At 68.0% G+C, this 15,436-nt stretch carries 14 protein-coding genes and 1 tRNA gene; 3 read left to right on the top strand and 12 right to left on the bottom strand.

The genetic code is table 11. From position 1 onward, the window contains the following. Positions 1-184: 184 nt before the first annotated feature. Positions 185-2,362 carry a S9 family peptidase gene (locus tag ABZ909_RS14280; RefSeq protein WP_356998834.1) on the bottom strand — a complete coding sequence of 726 codons (2,178 nt, stop codon included), beginning with the start codon at positions 2,360-2,362 and terminating at the stop codon, positions 185-187. A gap of 384 nt (positions 2,363-2,746) precedes the next feature. Between ABZ909_RS14280 and ABZ909_RS14275 the strand changes: the two genes are divergently transcribed. Beyond that, complete coding sequence (locus ABZ909_RS14275) at positions 2,747-3,019, top strand: DUF397 domain-containing protein (protein WP_083868551.1); 273 nt, start codon at positions 2,747-2,749, stop codon at positions 3,017-3,019. A gap of 42 nt (positions 3,020-3,061) precedes the next feature. Here ABZ909_RS14275 and ABZ909_RS14270 read toward each other — a convergent pair whose 3' ends face one another. From ABZ909_RS14270 to ABZ909_RS14250, 5 genes are all read right to left on the bottom strand, one after another. Continuing rightward, positions 3,062-4,021 carry an alpha/beta hydrolase family protein gene (locus ABZ909_RS14270; RefSeq protein ID WP_356998831.1) on the bottom strand — a complete coding sequence of 320 codons (960 nt, stop codon included), beginning with the start codon at positions 4,019-4,021 and terminating at the stop codon, positions 3,062-3,064. A gap of 131 nt (positions 4,022-4,152) precedes the next feature. Beyond that, positions 4,153-4,587 (bottom strand): HIT family protein, encoded by a 435-nt coding sequence (locus ABZ909_RS14265; RefSeq protein WP_356998828.1) that lies wholly within the window; start codon positions 4,585-4,587, stop codon positions 4,153-4,155. An 87-nt stretch (positions 4,588-4,674) separates the two neighbouring features. After that, positions 4,675-6,096, bottom strand: coding sequence for an adenylosuccinate lyase (purB, locus tag ABZ909_RS14260; RefSeq protein WP_356998825.1), 1,422 nt, complete (start codon positions 6,094-6,096; stop codon positions 4,675-4,677). Between the two features lie 108 nt (positions 6,097-6,204). Then, positions 6,205-6,810: a TetR family transcriptional regulator gene (locus ABZ909_RS14255; RefSeq protein ID WP_356998822.1), complete on the bottom strand. Its 606-nt coding sequence runs from the start codon at positions 6,808-6,810 to the stop codon at positions 6,205-6,207. 69 nt (positions 6,811-6,879) lie between these two features. Continuing rightward, complete coding sequence (locus ABZ909_RS14250; RefSeq protein WP_356998819.1) at positions 6,880-8,037, bottom strand: pyridoxal phosphate-dependent aminotransferase; 1,158 nt, start codon at positions 8,035-8,037, stop codon at positions 6,880-6,882. A 398-nt stretch (positions 8,038-8,435) separates the two neighbouring features. Between ABZ909_RS14250 and ABZ909_RS14245 the strand changes: the two genes are divergently transcribed. Then, positions 8,436-9,194 (top strand): M23 family metallopeptidase, encoded by a 759-nt coding sequence (locus ABZ909_RS14245; protein WP_356999248.1) that lies wholly within the window; start codon positions 8,436-8,438, stop codon positions 9,192-9,194. 216 nt (positions 9,195-9,410) lie between these two features. Here the strand turns inward: ABZ909_RS14245 and purD are convergent, their stop codons facing one another. Further along, the gene (purD, locus tag ABZ909_RS14240; protein ID WP_356998817.1) at positions 9,411-10,694 is read right to left on the bottom strand and encodes a phosphoribosylamine--glycine ligase; all 1,284 of its coding nucleotides are present in this window, start codon (positions 10,692-10,694) and stop codon (positions 9,411-9,413) included. Positions 10,695-10,787: 93 nt separating this feature from the next. Between purD and ABZ909_RS14235 the strand changes: the two genes are divergently transcribed. Further along, positions 10,788-11,213, top strand: a complete 426-nt coding sequence (locus ABZ909_RS14235; protein WP_354831079.1) for an HIT family protein — start codon at positions 10,788-10,790, stop codon at positions 11,211-11,213. 168 nt (positions 11,214-11,381) lie between these two features. On the opposite strand, the gene ABZ909_RS14230 is transcribed toward ABZ909_RS14235, so the two are convergent. The 5 genes from ABZ909_RS14230 to ABZ909_RS14210 form a co-directional block, all read right to left on the bottom strand. Further along, complete coding sequence (locus ABZ909_RS14230) at positions 11,382-12,848, bottom strand: ATP-binding protein (protein ID WP_356999246.1); 1,467 nt, start codon at positions 12,846-12,848, stop codon at positions 11,382-11,384. An 11-nt stretch (positions 12,849-12,859) separates the two neighbouring features. Continuing rightward, entirely contained in the window at positions 12,860-13,597 is a 738-nt protein-coding gene (locus ABZ909_RS14225) for a response regulator transcription factor (RefSeq protein WP_354831085.1), read from the bottom strand. A gap of 160 nt (positions 13,598-13,757) precedes the next feature. Continuing rightward, positions 13,758-13,829: transfer RNA gene (locus ABZ909_RS14220), tRNA-Thr, on the bottom strand. Positions 13,830-13,994: 165 nt separating this feature from the next. Beyond that, positions 13,995-14,237: an MbtH family protein gene (locus ABZ909_RS14215; RefSeq protein ID WP_019931522.1), complete on the bottom strand. Its 243-nt coding sequence runs from the start codon at positions 14,235-14,237 to the stop codon at positions 13,995-13,997. A 138-nt stretch (positions 14,238-14,375) separates the two neighbouring features. Beyond that, on the bottom strand, positions 14,376-15,209 hold the full coding sequence (locus ABZ909_RS14210; RefSeq protein ID WP_356998813.1) for an alpha/beta hydrolase: 834 nt from the start codon (positions 15,207-15,209) through the stop codon (positions 14,376-14,378). Positions 15,210-15,436: the final 227 nt, after the last annotated feature.

Raw genomic sequence — 15,436 nt, 5'->3', positions numbered from 1 at the left:
CACCACCCCACGGCGAAAAGCGCTGTAGGACAGAAGAAATATCTCGGCACTGGGCCGCACCGGATCACGAGAAGGTGAAATCACACGGGCCGAGCAGCGAACTGCGGGAATTTTCGAGTAAGGTCCGGAACGGCGAGTGGCGGCGGGAGTTCCCCACCGCCACTTCCTGTTTCGGACTCGCAGCCTATGCGCCGGCCAGGTCCACGGTGTCGAGGAGCCAGGCGAGCTCGAAGGCCGCCTCCTTCCACTTCTCGTAGCGGCCGCTCACTCCGCCGTGGCCCGCGCTCATCTCCGTCTTGAGCAGCAGCTGCGCATCGCCGGTCTTGGTGGCGCGGAGTTTGGCCACCCACTTGGCCGGCTCCACGTACAGCACGCGGGTGTCGTTGAGCCCGGTGATGGCCAGGATCGCCGGATAGTCCTTCGCCTCGACGTTCTCGTAGGGCGCGTAGGACTTCATGTACTCGTAGACTTCCTTGTCCGCCAGGGGATTACCCCACTCGTCCCACTCGGTGACGGTCAGCGGCAGCGACTCGTCCAGGATGGACGTCAGCGGGTCCACGAAGGGCACATTGGTCAGGATGCCCGCGAACAGCTCGGGCGCGAGGTTCGCCACCGCGCCCATCAGCAGCCCGCCCGCGCTGCCGCCCTCGGCGAGCATGCGGTCCGGCGCGGTCACACCGGAATCCACCAGATGCCGGGCGCAGGCCACGAAGTCGGTGAAGGTGTTCTGCTTCTCGAGCTTCTTGCCCTCCTCGTACCAGCGCCGACCCATCTCGCCGCCACCGCGGACATGCGCGACCGCGTAGACCATGCCGCGATCCAGCAGTGACAACCGCCCCACCGAGAAGTACGGATCCATCGGCGCCTCGTAGGAGCCATAGCCGTAGAGCAGCAACGGTTTCGGACCGGCGCCCTCGCCCCCGGACCCACCCTCGGCGTCCTTGCGCATGACCACCGAGATCGGCACCCGGGTGCCGTCGGCGGCCACCGCCCAATCCCGGTGCTGCACATAGTCGCCGGGGTTGTAGTCGCCGAGCACCACCTGCTCCTTGCGCAGCAGCAGCTCGTCGGTGTCGGGCACGTAGTCGAAGATCTTCATCGGGGTGATGTAGGAGGTGACCCCGACCCGCAGCATCGGCTGCTCCCACTCCGGGTTGGCGCCGAAGCCGGAGTCGAACAGCTCGAGACCGAAATCGATCTCGTGCAGTTCGCCGTACCCGGTCTCGGTCAGCGGCCAGATCGCGGCCCGCTGCATCGCATCGCGCCGGTAGCTGACCGCCAGCTTGTCGGAGAAGGACTCCAGGCCGTTGAGGCGGACATCGTCGCGGTGCGGAATCAGGATGGTCTGGTTCGTGGGATCGTGCAGCGGCGCCTCGGCGAGCACGAAATTCTCGGCCTTGACCCCGTCGACCACATCGTTGTGCAGGATGAGCAGTTTGTCCTCGCCGCCCACCACCGCGTGATCGACCGAGTACTCGACGCCCTCGCGCCGGGGCATGACGAGCCGGAATTCGCCCTCCGGGTTGTCGGCCTCCAGGATCCAGTTCTCGGTGGTGATCTTGGATTCGACGTAGAGCAGCAGGTACTTCTCCGAATTGGTCGCCGTCACACCCACCGAGTAGTGGGCATCCGGCTCATGGAGGACCTGGACATCGGCCGACATCGGGGTGCCCAGCTTGTGCCGCCACACGGTGTCGGACCGCCACGCGTCGTCGTAGGTCGAGTAGAAGATGTACGAGCCGTCGAGTGACCAGGTCGCGCCCTGGGTGACACCGGTGATCTCGTCGGGCAGCAGCTCACCGGTGGTCAGGTTCTTGAAGCGCAGGACATAGCGCTCGTCACCCGAGGTGTCCTCCGAGTAGGCCAGCATGTCACCGGCGTGACTGATGGAGAACGCGCCGAGCGCGAAATAGTCGTGGCCCTCGGCCAGCTCGTTGGAGTCCAGCAGGACCACCTCGCCGGACATGGTGGCCGACGCCTCCAGCTTGGGCGGGGTCCAGTCGTCCGGACCGGCGATCGGGCAACGGCAGTGCACGCCGTGCTGTTTGCCCTCGAAGGTGCGCGAGTAATACCAGAACTCGCCCATCCGGGTCGGGAGCGACAGATCGGTCTCCTGGATCCGCGACTTGATCTCCTCGAAGATCTTTTCCCGCAGCGGGCCCAGCTTCGCGGTCTGCGCGTCGGTATAGGCGTTCTCCGCCTCCAGATATGCGATGACCTCGGGATCCGTCTTCTCCCGCAGCCACTCGTACTCGTCGATGAAGACGTCCCCGTGGTGCACGCGCTCCTTCGGCACCCGCTTGGCGATCGGCGCCACCACCGCGCTGTCAACTGAGATCGCGCTACCACTGTCCAAAGCCATGGGCTCCACGTTAGTAGCGATCCCCCACCGCGAACCTCCGACCCGGCGGTATCGGGCGTGATGCGGCTCCCGCGCCGGTCGAGCGCAAGAGCCGCACGGTTGCCGTCAACGCATCCGTCGCTGCCGCGTCCCGTTGGCGTGCTGATGCTGCTCGTAGAGGTAGAAGACGGCGGCCTTGCGACGAGCACATTGGTCGGTCGGGCAACTTCGGTGGATCCGAAGAATGCTGTGGGCCAATTCCGCAGTGAAGCGCTCGGGAACCACCGCACAGCTGTCGGAGACCGGGGCAGCTCGTTGCGGGGACCATGGCGTGCGCATCACATACCTCCTTCCGCTGACAGAAGATGGAATATCCGATCCGAAGCCCTCACAAACCCTGGCATTATGAGTGCGATCTACATCACCGACCAGTACTGCTGGTGTGCACAGGGGAGGCCGACAGTGGAAGCGAAGAACCGCGTCATCGAGGCCGATGCGGTGTGGCGGCGCGGAGACGACACTGCCGACGGCGTCGAGATCGCCTTTCTGGCCAGCGGAAACATCGGATTACGGGACTCCCGCAATCCGGACGGGCCAGTACTGATCTTCACCCCCGGCGAATGGGAAGCCTTCGTAGCCGGGGCCAAGGACGGCGAATTCAACCGGCCCGGAGCCTGATTCGGGCATGCCCGGCTCGAAATGAGCCGGGCACAACACTGTTCAGGCCCCTATCGCCGCGCCGATGGTCGGCCATGACTCGTGCAGGGTGTCCTGCCAGTACGACCACGAATGCGTGCCCACCGGCGAGTGCTCCACCCGCGCCGGGATGTTCATCGCGCGCAACCGCTGCTCGAACGCGGTGACACAGGCGTCCACCCCGAATTCGATGGGGCCGCCGAAGAAGATGTTCTCCGGCAGCTGCGGCTTGATCTCCAGTTCGTGCGGGCCGGGCAGGCCGGTGCCGGTGGACAGGAAAATGGTCTTGCCGCGCAGCGCCTCGGCCAGCACCGCCGGATTGTGCTCCGTCCACGCCTGACTGCCCGGCGCGCCCCACATATTGAGCGGATTGCCACCCCGATTGGCAACCGAGAACATCATGGCGCCCTGCGCGATCGTGGTGTCCGGGCAGGCGCTGAAGCCCGCCACCGCCCGGTACAGCTCCGGATGCCGCACCGCCAGCACGAAGGCCGCGATACCGCCCATCGAGAGACCACCGATGGCGTTCACCCCGTTACCGGCGAAGTATCCGTCGATGATGGGCGGAAGCTCTTGTGTCAGAAAGGTTTCCCACTTGTAGCGGCCGAAGCGCGGGTCGTCGGACGCCCAGTCGGTGTAGTAGCTGGCCTGGCCGCCCATGGGCAGCACCACGTTCACGTCCCTGCCCTGGAAGAAGGGTTCGGCGTCGGTGGCATTGGTCCAGGTGCTCTGTGTCGCACCGGGATCCAGGCCGTCGAGGAGGTAGTAGGTGGGGCGGTCGCCGCCGCCGGCCGGATGCAGCACCTGCACCTGGATGGTGCGGCCCATGGCCGCGGAGTCGATGAAGATCGCCGAGCGGGTGGCGCTCAGCTGGTCGACGCGGACGACCTGGTCCGCGTGCGCGATTGCCGGTGACGCGGCCACCGGATATAGCAAACCTGCAGCGATCGTCAAAACAGCTGCGGCAACGGCTCTTCGACGCATGTCCCCACCTTCATCAGCCCACCACAATCGCCATCAAACGTAACTCGAGTGGCTACTGCGACGTGCAGGAATGGGGTTTAGCGTGTCGTTGGCTAACGACGCGGTTCGAATATGGTAATGCGAATCGGCTATCAGTCGGCGGCAATTCGGGACAATGCGCCCCGAATCGATCCCGCCAGGTAATCCAGGTCGGCACGCGCCGGACTGGTCGGCCGCGCCCGCAGCCCGAACCCGTCGCCCGAGGTGCGGGGAATCACGTGCAGATGCACATGGAACACCTCCTGCCCCGCGGTGACCCCGTCGGCCAGGAAGAAATTCACGCCGTCACAGTTCACCTCGGACTCCCGCAGGCCCGCCGCGATGCGCTGCCCCACCTGAAACAGCTTGCCGCCCAACGCCGGATCCAGCTCCGCCAGGCTTCGGGCGGGCGTCTTCGGAATCACCAGCACATGCCCGGGCGTCACCGGCCGAATATCCATGAACGCCAGACAATCCTCGTCCTCGTACACCTTGGACGAGGGTGCCCGCCCGGCAACGATGTCGGAGAAGATCGTGTAAGGGTTCATGCCCGCAGAGCCTAGAGCCACCCGGCAACGCGATCGCCCCCGGCTCCATTCCGGAGCCGGGGGCGAGATTCGAGAGTCGTTGTATCCCTAGAGGATCGGCGACGGCGTGTAGCGGGCGGCCTCCGGGTTCGCGTCGACCAGCTTCTGGACCTGAGCGATCACCTCGGCGGCCTGCGCCTCGGCCGCGCCGATGAAGGCGGAGCGGTCGGCCAGGGCCGCGTCCAGGGCGGCCCGATCCAGCGGCATGCGGTCGTCGGCGGCCAGGCGGTCCAGCAGATCGGGTTCGCGGCCCTGCTCACGCATGGCCAGCGCCACCGCCACCGCGTGCTCCTTGATGACCTCGTGGGCGGTCTCGCGGCCCACGCCCGCGCGCACCGCCGCCATCAGGATGCGGGTGGTGGCCAGGAACGGCAGGTAGCGGTTGAGCTCGCGGTCGACCACGGCCGGGTACGCGCCGAATTCGGCCAGGACGGTCAGGAAGGTCTCCATCATCCCGTCGATGGCGAAAAAGGCGTCCGGCAGCGCGACCCGGCGCACCACCGAGCAGAACACGTCGCCCTCGTTCCACTGCGCGCCCGCCAGCTCGGCCGCCATCGAGCCGTAGCCGCGCAGCACCACCTGCAGGCCGTTGACACGCTCACACGAGCGGGTATTCATCTTGTGTGGCATGGCCGAGGAGCCCACCTGGCCGGGCTGGAAGCCCTCGGTGACCAGCTCGTGGCCCGCCATCAGGCGAATGGTGTGCGCGAACGAGGACGGGCCCGCGCCGACCTGCACCAGCGCGGAGAGCACATCGTGGTCCAACGAGCGCGGGTAGATCTGGCCCACGCTGGTGAACACATTCGCGAAACCCAGGTGGCCGGCCACCTTCTGCTCCAGCTGTGCCAGCTTGGCCCCGTCCCCGCCGAGCAGATCCAGCATGTCCTGCGCGGTGCCCATCGGACCCTTGATACCGCGCAACGGGTATCGGTCGATCAGCTCCCGCAGCCGGGTCAGCGCGATGAGCAATTCGTCTGCGGCGGAAGCGAATCGCTTGCCGAGGGTGGTGGCCTGCGCCGCCACGTTGTGCGAGCGGCCCGCCATCACCAGCGTCTGATACTGGGCGGCCCGCTCCGCCAGCCGGGCCGCGATGGCCACGCCGTGGCCGTACACGTGCTCGAGCGACAGCCGGATCTGCAGCTGCTCCACGTTCTCGGTGAGATCCCGCGAGGTCATGCCCTTGTGCACGTGCTCGTGCCCGGCGAGCGCGTTGAACTCCTCGATCCGGGCCTTCACGTCGTGCCGGGTGACCCGCTCGCGCTCCGCGATCGACTTCAGATCCACCCGATCGATGACCCGCTCGTAGTCCTCGACCACCCCCGCCGGAACATCCACCCCCAACTCGGCCTGGGCCCGCAACACCTCCAGCCACAACCGCCGCTCGAGCACGATCTTGTTCTCGGGCGACCAGAGATGAACCAGCTCGGGGCTGGCATAGCGGGTGGCAAGGACGTTCGGCACAAGACTCACGTTGTCCCAGTTTACCGGTGGGTTTCCCACCGGTTTGCCCCGCCATCACCGCGGCGGAAGTTCGCCCCGGCCGGAGCGTCCCGAGAGTCCCCGAGAGTTGGGGCCGAGTTATGCCGGTGGGGCGACGATGTCGATGATCTCGAGGAGCGCGCCCCGCGCCATGCGCCGGGGCTGCGGGTCGAGTTCACCGAGCGCGGTCACCACCGCCCCATCGACGACCGCCACCAGGCGGCGGGTCTGTTCGGTGCGCACCACGCGGTCGGAGCGGCGCAGCACGTCGGTCAGCAGCTCGTCCAACTGGGCGCGTAGTCGCAGCTGGACCTCTCGTAGTTCCGGGTGCCGGGCGGAGGCGACCGAGCGCTCGTAGCGGGCGATCAGCTGGCCCCGCGCGTCCAGGTCCTGAATCTCCGGACCCACCAACAGGTCCAGCACCAATTCCACGGTGGCCTCCGCGCCCCGCCGACGGTGCGTCACCTCACCGACGCGACGGCGCATGGCCTCGAGTTCGGCATTGCCGGAGAATTCCACCGCCCGCGCGATCAGATCCTCGAGCGATTCGAAGTAGTAGGTGGTCGACGCGAGCGGCAGATCCGCCCGGGTTGCCACCGAGCGGTGCCGAACCGCTTCGAAGCCGCCTTCGAGCAGGAGCTCGGCGGCGGCACAAACCAGCGCTTGGCGACGCCGTTCGCCTTTCGGAGTCGTCGCAGTGGTCACGGTGCAATCGTGCCAGTCATCACCGGCGCTGTGTTCATTTTGCCCACTGCGCTCAATCTCCTTGGCAGATCAGGCCAAATACCGTTCCAACCGGTCCAGTGCCTCTTCGATGTCGGCGCCGGCTCCGGCGAACGAGAAGCGAACCGTGTGATGGCCGTTGCGAGTGTCGAAGTCGATGCCCGGAGCCAGCGCCACACCGGTGGCGTCGAGCACCTCGGTGCACCAGCGCATCGAATCATCGGTCAGGTGAGCGATATCCGCGTAGGCATAGAACGCACCGTCGGCGGGGGCGAGGTCGGTGATGCCGAGCTTGGGCAGACCCGACAGCAGCAGCTGGCGATTCACCGCATAGCGCCGGACATGACCGTCCAGTTCGGCTTTGGCCTCCGCGCCGAACGCGTGCACCGCCGCGAACTGAGAAATAGCCGGGGGGCACACGGTCATATTGGAGGCCAGTCGCTGCAGCGCCGGGCGCAGCGACTCCGGCACCAGCATCCAGCCCAGCCGCCAGCCGGTCATGGAGAAGTATTTGGACACCGAGCCGATGACGACCGACTCGCGTGAGGTCTCCCAGGCCGAGGAAGTCGGCTCGGTGTCGGCGTAGACGATGCCGTGGTAGATCTCATCGGAGATGAGCAACGTCCCGTGCTCGTCGCACCAGCGGGCCAGCGCCGCCAGCTCCTCCGGCGCGATCATGGTCCCGGTCGGATTGGCCGGGCTCGCCACGATCAGGCCCGCGGGCGGCTCCGGCAGCGCCTCCAGCATGGCCACGGTCGGCTGAAACCGGGTCTCCGGCCCGCAGTCCAGTTCGACCACATCGCAGCCCAGCGCGGTCAGCGTGTTCCGGTAGGCCGGATAGCCCGGCCGGGCCACCACCACGGTGTCGCCGGGATCGAAGGCCGCCAGGAAGATGAGGGTGAACGCGCCGGAGGAACCGGTGGTCACCACGACATCGTCCGCGTCCACGCGCACCCCGTAGGTGCTGCGATGATGCTCCGCGATGGCCTCCCGCAGCGCCAGCATCCCGAATGTCTCGGTATAGCCCAGCAATTCGGAATCCATGGCCGCCTTGGTGGCACGCAAAACCGCCGCCGGAGCGGGCGTGGACGGCTGCCCCGCGGCCAGCACCAGCACATCTCCGCGTGTCCGGGCCCGTTCAGCTGCTGCTTTCCAGACGTCCATCACGTAAAAAGGTGGGATGGCCGACCGGCGAGATTCGATACGCACTCGACAGACGGTAGAGCACCCGCTCCCCCACTTGTCCGGGAACTGCCACCCGAATGCCTGAGGAGGCGGCTGTGCAGGGGGGACCAGCAACCACCGGGACCACCCCGGAGGCCGACCCACACCCACCCGAATCCGCGCCACCGCGGACAGACAGCTATACGCCGGGTGTGCGGTCGCAGCTGGCATTTCAAGACGAGCCGTCGCGGGGTCAGGAGGCGCTGGAACGGGTCTGGCGGTCGGTGGTCCGGCTCGCGGGGCAGGCGGTCGCCTGGCTGCGGGTGTACGCGCCGATCGCATGGGAACGCGTCATCGAGCTGTGGGTCCGGCGGCCGCGCTCGTGGGCCGAGACCGTCGAGCTGGTGCGGCGAGGCCGGGCCGAAGCGCGGCGGCAGTGGCCGGTGGTGCGCGCGTGGAGCATTCGGCACCGGGTGCTGATCGGCGGCGTGGTCGCGGTGCTGGTGTTCGCGAGCGCGGACGGCGCGCTGGGTCTGCTGCCCACCGACGCCGAGGTGGGTCCCGGTGTGGCACTGCGGGTTCCGGTGCAGTATCCGCTACAGGTGCAGGCCATCCCGGAGACGTCGAAGCGGTATCTGGACGCCATCAACAACGGTGAGCATCTGCGCGAGCAGGCGGTGGTCTCGGCGGCCGCGGCGGCCACGCTGGAGCGGGCCAAGGCGGAGGCCGCGGCGGCCGTCGCCGGGCAGCCGCAGCCGTGGATGACGCCGTCGCCGGACAGTTCGCTGCCGCCCGGCTTCGTGATTCCCGGCGCCGGCGGGTTCGCGCTGCCCGCGAAGGGTGTGTTCACTTCCGGATTCGGGGCGCGCTGGGGCACCTTTCACGCGGGCATCGACATCGCGGCGCCACTCGGCTCACCGATCTACGCGGTGGCGGCGGGCACCGTCATCGACGCGGGCCCGGCCCAGGGCTTCGGGCTGTGGGTGCGCATCCGCCACGACGACGGCACCATCTCCGTTTACGGGCACATGTACGACTTCTCGGTGTCGGTCGGCGAGCGCGTCCCGGCGGGCCTGCAGATCGCGCGCATCGGCAACCGCGGCGACTCGACCGGACCGCACCTCCACTTCGAGATCGTCATCAACGGCCAGCACGTGGACCCGCAGCCCTGGCTGGCCCAGCACGGCATCATCGTCGGCTGAGCTCCCCCGCCTCCGCTCCCCCGCCTCCCCGAAACTTCAGCGCACGGCTTGGGAGCCGTTGACCGTTGGCGACGCGTGCCGGCGGTTCAGGGCCGAAACAATTTCGGACGTACCCGGCGAGTTACCCCGATCGGTACGAAATCAGTTGTCGCGCTGGCATTCGAAGTTCAGGCGCGGATTGTTCAGGCGCGGATTCGGACTTCGGGGCGGCGGCCTTCAGGCGGAGGTCGGGACGGTGATGCGGCCCTCGGTGGCGGCCAGGGCGATGTCGGTGCGGAAGTGGCCGCCCGGCAGCTTGATTCCGGCGAGGCGGTCGTAGGCGTTCTTGCGGGCCTCGGTCAGATCCGCGCCCTGGCCGACGATGGCGAGCACGCGGCCGCCCGCGGACACCAGCGCGCCGTCCTCACGCTGCGCGGTGCCGGCGTGCAGCACCTCGGATTCGGTTCCGGTGCCGGCGGATTCTGCCCCGGTGATGACATCGCCGCTGCGCGGACGGGACGGGTAGTTCTCGGCGGCCAGCACCACGGTGACGGCGGCGCCGGCCTTCCAGCGCGGCGCGGGCACCTGGTCCAGGGTGCCGGTCGCGGTGGCGTACAGCAGCTCGCCCAGCGGGCTGTCCAGCATGGCCAGCACGGCCTGGGTCTCGGGATCGCCGAAGCGGCAGTTGAATTCGACCACGGCCGGCCCGGCCTGCCCGACGGCGAGACCGGCGTACAGCAGGCCGCTGAACGGCACGCCGCGGCGAACCATCTCGGCCGCAACGGGTTTCACCACATCATCGACGATGGCCTGCAGCGTCTCCGCCGGCAGCCACGGCAGCGGCGTGTACGCGCCCATGCCGCCGGTGTTCGGCCCGGTGTCGCCGTCACCGACCCGCTTGTGGTCCTGGGCGGGCAGCAGCGGCACCACGGTCTCGCCGTCGACCAGGCAGAACAGCGACACCTCCGGGCCGTCGAGGAACGACTCCAGCAGCACCGGGTGACCCTGCTCGAGCAGTTCGGCGCCGTGCTCGCGGGCCACCGACCGGTCCGGGGTCACCACAACGCCCTTGCCGGCGGCCAGGCCGTCGTCCTTGACCACCCAGGTCGGACCGAAACGATCCAGCGCCGCATCCAATTCGCCCGGATGATCGACGATCTCGCTGTGCGCGGTGCGCACCCCGGCCGCGTTCATGACGTCCTTGGCGAAGGCCTTCGAGCCCTCGATCCGCGCGGCGGCGGCGGACGGGCCGAACGCCGGGATCCCGGCGGCCCGCACCGCGTCGGCCACGCCGAGCACCAGCGGCACCTCGGGTCCGACCACCACCAGATCGACGCCGAGGTCCTGGGCGAGTGCGGTCACCTCCGCCCCGGAGGTGGCGTCCACCGCACGCACCTCGGCGTGCTGGGCGATGCCGGCATTGCCGGGCGCCGCATACACCGCGGACACCGCCGGGTCCTTGCGCAGTGCCAGGACGAGGGCATGTTCACGGGCTCCGGAACCAATGACGAGTACGCGCACGGCAGACAGCTTAAAGGGCTGGGCAGACGCAACCGGTGGCGGTCTGTCGTGCGTTCGCGCGGGGGGTGTTCTTCCCCGCGTAAGGTCCGGGGCATGGCTTCTGTTTTCTCCGCAATCATCGACGGTCAGCTGCCGGGCCGGTTCGTCTGGGAGGACGACGAATTCGTCGGCTTCCTCACGATCGCCCCGGTGACCCAGGGGCACACGCTTGTGGTGCCGCGCAAGGAGATCGACCAGTGGCAGGACGTCGATCCGGGCACCTTCGCGCGCCTGACCGCGGTCGCCCAGAAGATCGGCCAGGCCGTGCGGGCCGCCTGGGACGCCCCGCGGGCGGGCCTGCTCATCGCGGGTCTCGAGGTGCCGCACCTGCACATGCACGTCTTCCCGGCCTTCCACCTGGGTGACTTCGACATCAGCGGGGCGGACCCGGAACCCAGCAAGGAATCCCTCGACGAGGCGCAGGCCATGATCAAGCAGGCCCTGCGCGACCTCGGCTACGGCGCGAACGTCCCCGCATAGCGCTCCCCCGCCTCCCCGGAACTCGAGCGCACAGCTCGGAGCTGTTGACGGACGAGCACGCGTGCCGGCGGTCGGGAGCCGAACCAATTTTGGACGTACCCGCTGAGTTACCCGGATCCTGGCCGAATCAGTTGTCCCGTTCGGAGCCGGGGGCGAAAACCCCCGGCGTCAGCGCACCTCGCGCGGCAGCTGCACGGTGAAGGTGGTGCCTTCCCCCGGCGCGCTGGTCACCGACACCTTGCCGCCATGCGCGTCGACCAGCGCATGCACGATGGAAAGCCCCAGTCCCGTACCGCCGCTGTCCCGGCTGCGGGACACATCGGTGCGATAGAAGCGTTCGAAGACCCGCTCCGCCTGTTCGGCCGCCAGTCCCGGCCCGGTGTCGGCGACCTCGATGAGCACCTCGTCGGCGGCCGGGGTGAGCCGCACCGTCACCTCCGCCTCGGGCGGGGTGTGCACCAGCGCGTTGTTGATCAGGTTGGCCAGCACCTGCCGCAGCCGCGTCTCGTCACCGAGCATCTCCAGAGTGCCGGGCCCAGGCCGGATTTCGAGGTCGATCTTGCGTTCGGGCCCCTCCGGGTGCTGGGCCGCCGCCAGGGCGCGCGCACTGTGCACGGCATCGCTGGCCATCATGAGCAGGTCCAGCGGCCGCCGTTCGATCGGTCGCTGTGCGTCCAGCCGGGCCAGCATGAGCAGGTCCTCGATCAGCAGCCCCATCCGCTTGGACTCGCGCTCGATGCGGTCCATCAGCATGTTCGGATCGGTGATCGCGCCCTGCCGGTACAGCTCGGAGAAACCCTTGATGGTGGTGAGCGGGGTGCGGAGTTCGTGGCTGGCGTCGGCGACGAAGCGCCGCATCTTGGCCTCGGAGCGCCGCGCCGCCTCCTCGGAGGCCTCGGTGGCGGCGAAGGCCTGCTGGATCTGGGTCAGCATCGTGTTCAGCGACTGTGAGAGGTGATCGACCTCGGTGTCGGTGCCGCGCACCGGAACTCGCTGATGCAGGTCACCGCCCGCGATGGCGGCCGCGGTGCGCTCGACCTCCCGCAATGGCCGCAGACTGCGCCGGATCACGATGCGTGCCACCGCCGCCAGCGCCGCCAGTACCAGCGCGCCGATCACCAGTTGCAGCACGATCAGCTTGTCCAGCAGCGAGTTCGTCTCGTCCATGCGCAGGGCGATGGTGCTGGTGCCGTACTCGTTGACGGTCCGCAGCACCCGCCACTCCTCGGTGGACGCGCCGACCGAGCCGACGGTCTCCGGCCGATTGCCCAGGTCCGCGGGCACCTCGGGCTGCTGCACGCCCGCCGACAGACTCAGCGTGACCTGGCCCGTCGAATCCCGTACCTGCACCCAGTACAAGTGCGGCGGCCGTTCCCGCCCGCGCACGGTGGGCAGTGGTTCGGGGCGTTGCGCGCCGGGCGCGGCCCAGCTGTGGGCGGCGTCGTAGAGCTGCCGGTCGATCCGTTCGACCAGCACGTTGCGCATGAGCGAGGTGACCGCGATACCCGAGACCAGTAGCCCGAATCCCACCAGGGATACCAGCGCGAGTACCAGGGTGGTGCGCAGCGGCACCGCGGCGAGCCGGTCGGCGACCCTGCGTCGAAGACTGCGAGTCGTGCCGTTGCCATCAACCACGGTGGCAGCGCTCACGCGTTGGCCGTCTTGCCGCGCGGCTCCCGCATGACGTAGCCGACCCCGCGCAGGGTGTGGATGAGCCGATCCGGTCCGGTGTCGACCTTCTTGCGCAGGTAGGACACATAGGTTTCGACCACACCGACCTCGCCGCCGAAGTCGTAGCGCCACACGTGGTCCAGGATCCGCGGCTTGCTCAGCACCGTGCCGGCATTGACCAGGAAGTACCGCAGCAGCGTGAACTCGGTCGGCGACAGGGCAACCGGTTCGCCCGCCTTCCAGACCTCGTGGGTGTCGTCGTCGAGTTCGATATCGGCGAACCGCAGCCGCGACGTCTTGGTCTCCGGCGCCGAGCGCCCGGACCGTCGCAGGATCACCCGCAGCCGCGCGACCACCTCTTCGAGGCTGAACGGCTTGGTGACGTAGTCGTCGGCCCCGAGCGTCAGCCCGGTGATCTTGTCGTCCACGTCGTCGCGTGCGGTCAGGAACAGTACCGGTGCGTCGATCCCGTCGGCCCGGAGCCGCCGTAGCAGTCCGAAGCCGTCCATCCCGGGCATCATCACATCGATGATCAGTGCATCCGGCCGGAAGGTCTTCGCCTTGTCCAGCCCCTCGGTGCCGCTCGCGGCACTCGCGACCTCGAACCCCTGATACCGCAGGCTCACCGACAGTAGCTCGACGATCATCGGCTCGTCGTCAACGACGAGCACCCTCGCCTCCGGTTCGCGCGGCTGAACGGGCACACCTGTCATGAGGTCATATTCTGCGCTTCCCCCGCGAAGAACCTGACCCTTCCCTGAGAGTTTCCTGCGAGGAGTGCGCGAACTCCGGGTGACGCTGCGGGGCTGGGCCCCCGACCTCGAACGACAGCAGGGCGAGGACCCTGAGGTCCTCGCCCTGATCTGCCTGCTGAGCCCCCTGTCAGGATTGAACTGACGACCTTCGCTTTACAAGAGCGGTGCTCTACCACTGAGCTAAGGAGGCGGAAAGCGGTGCCATCATAACCGGGGTGGCCGGCTGCGCGGAAAAGCCGGCGTCCCAGTCGGAACGATGCTGCGTGGAAGACCGGAGCGCGACCGGGCGACGCTTGTGGCATCGACCGGCCGCGTTCGGAAGCCGTTCGCGCAGTATCGGACTAACCGCAGGGTGTCAGGACTGGGCCGCCTGACGAGCCGCGTCGTCCGCCGCCATGGCGTCACGCAGGCTCTTCGGACGCATATCGGTCCAGTTCTTCTCGACGTACTCGACGCACGCGGCGCGGCTGTCCTCGCCGAAAACGACTCGCCAACCCGCCGGAACCTCGGCGAAGGCGGGCCACAGGGAGTGCTGTTCCTCATCGTTGACCAGGACGAAGAACCGGCCGTCTTCGTCATCGAAGGGGTTGGTGCTCATTTCACCTCACTGGATACTGGCGCTGTGTACGGGAACGTAGACGGATCGTCCAGTCACCGCAGTGCTGGAACGAGCCCCCGACGTTGATTCGACCCTAGCAAGGCAGGCGTTACCGCTGGGCGGTTACCTGCACTTCGTTCAGGCCGCGAAGAATTCGAGCAGGATCTTGTTGACGGCCTCCGGTTGTTCCAGGTAGCCGAAGTGTCCGGCGTCGGGGACCTCCTGGTAACGGGCTCCCGGAATGATATCGGCGACCTCGCGGGAAAGGTAGGGCGGGATCATCCGGTCGTCCGCGAAGCCCATGGACAGGCAGGGCACGGTGATGGCCCGGTAGGCCTGGGTGCGGTCGAAATCGTGGTCCATGCGCCGCTGGGCGCGTACGCCGGGCGAGGCCGGGCCGCCGGTGAATTCGAACAGGTCGAGCCAGTCACGGGCGGCGTGCGGGTCGGCCATGGTGGCCGGCGAGAGGTTCATGATCGCGGTCATGGCGGCCTCGTATTTGGCGGGCAGCCGCGTGCCGGAGGCGTCGAGTTCGTGCTCGCCGAACGAGAGCGTCTTCTGGAACTGGTCGAGGCGAGCGTGCCCGGCCATGAAGATGGCCTTGCGGACCAGGTCCGGCCGGGCCAGCGCGAGTTCCTGCGCGACCCGCGCGCCCATGGACTGGCCGACCACCAGGGCCGGTCCCTCGTCGAGGAATTCGATGAGAGCGGCGGTGTCGCGCACCAGGTCGTCGATGGTGATCCCGGCGGGCGACTCGAAGGACGGTGCGATGCCACGGTTGTCGAAGGTGCAGACCCGGAATCCGGCGGCGACCAGCGCGGGCACCTGGTGCAGTTCCCACACCCGGCCGCCGCTGCCGGTGCCCATGATCATGACGACCAGCGGCGCGGACCCCTTGACGTCGGTGCCCTTGGACCGGTCTCCCTTGACCTGGTAGTTCAGCGAGATTCCGTTCACCGTCGCCAACGGCATGCTTTCGACCCCTTCGCCACGTTCTCGATTCCTACGGTTCGTAGACCGTATAGGCATCGGGGCCCGGAACGTTTCGCCCGGTGTCGCCGACCGTGCGGTCTGGTGCGAGCCTGCCCCGCGCGGTCTGGTGAGCACGACCATTGCGGTTAGGGCTCGCAATGCACGCAGCGCAGGGTCCCGACTTTCCTGGCAGATACGATGGACTCCTCGCACCGAGCAGACTTCCC

The organism is Nocardia sp. NPDC046763, from assembly GCF_040645495.1.
Classification (GTDB): domain Bacteria; phylum Actinomycetota; class Actinomycetes; order Mycobacteriales; family Mycobacteriaceae; genus Nocardia.
Note: the sequence above shows the minus strand (reverse complement) of the source record. Positions and strands in the feature narration are given on the sequence as shown.

Coding starts and splice junctions, on each gene's coding strand:
- ABZ909_RS14280 (WP_356998834.1), bottom strand. CDS start 2,362: ATGGCTTTGGACAGTGGTAGCGCGATCTCAGTTGACAGCGCGGTGGTG.
- ABZ909_RS14275 (WP_083868551.1), top strand. CDS start 2,747: ATGAGTGCGATCTACATCACCGACCAGTACTGCTGGTGTGCACAGGGG.
- ABZ909_RS14270 (WP_356998831.1), bottom strand. CDS start 4,021: ATGCGTCGAAGAGCCGTTGCCGCAGCTGTTTTGACGATCGCTGCAGGT.
- ABZ909_RS14265 (WP_356998828.1), bottom strand. CDS start 4,587: ATGAACCCTTACACGATCTTCTCCGACATCGTTGCCGGGCGGGCACCC.
- ABZ909_RS14235 (WP_354831079.1), top strand. CDS start 10,788: ATGGCTTCTGTTTTCTCCGCAATCATCGACGGTCAGCTGCCGGGCCGG.
- ABZ909_RS14225 (WP_354831085.1), bottom strand. CDS start 13,597: ATGACAGGTGTGCCCGTTCAGCCGCGCGAACCGGAGGCGAGGGTGCTC.
- ABZ909_RS14215 (WP_019931522.1), bottom strand. CDS start 14,237: ATGAGCACCAACCCCTTCGATGACGAAGACGGCCGGTTCTTCGTCCTG.
- ABZ909_RS14210 (WP_356998813.1), bottom strand. CDS start 15,209: ATGCCGTTGGCGACGGTGAACGGAATCTCGCTGAACTACCAGGTCAAG.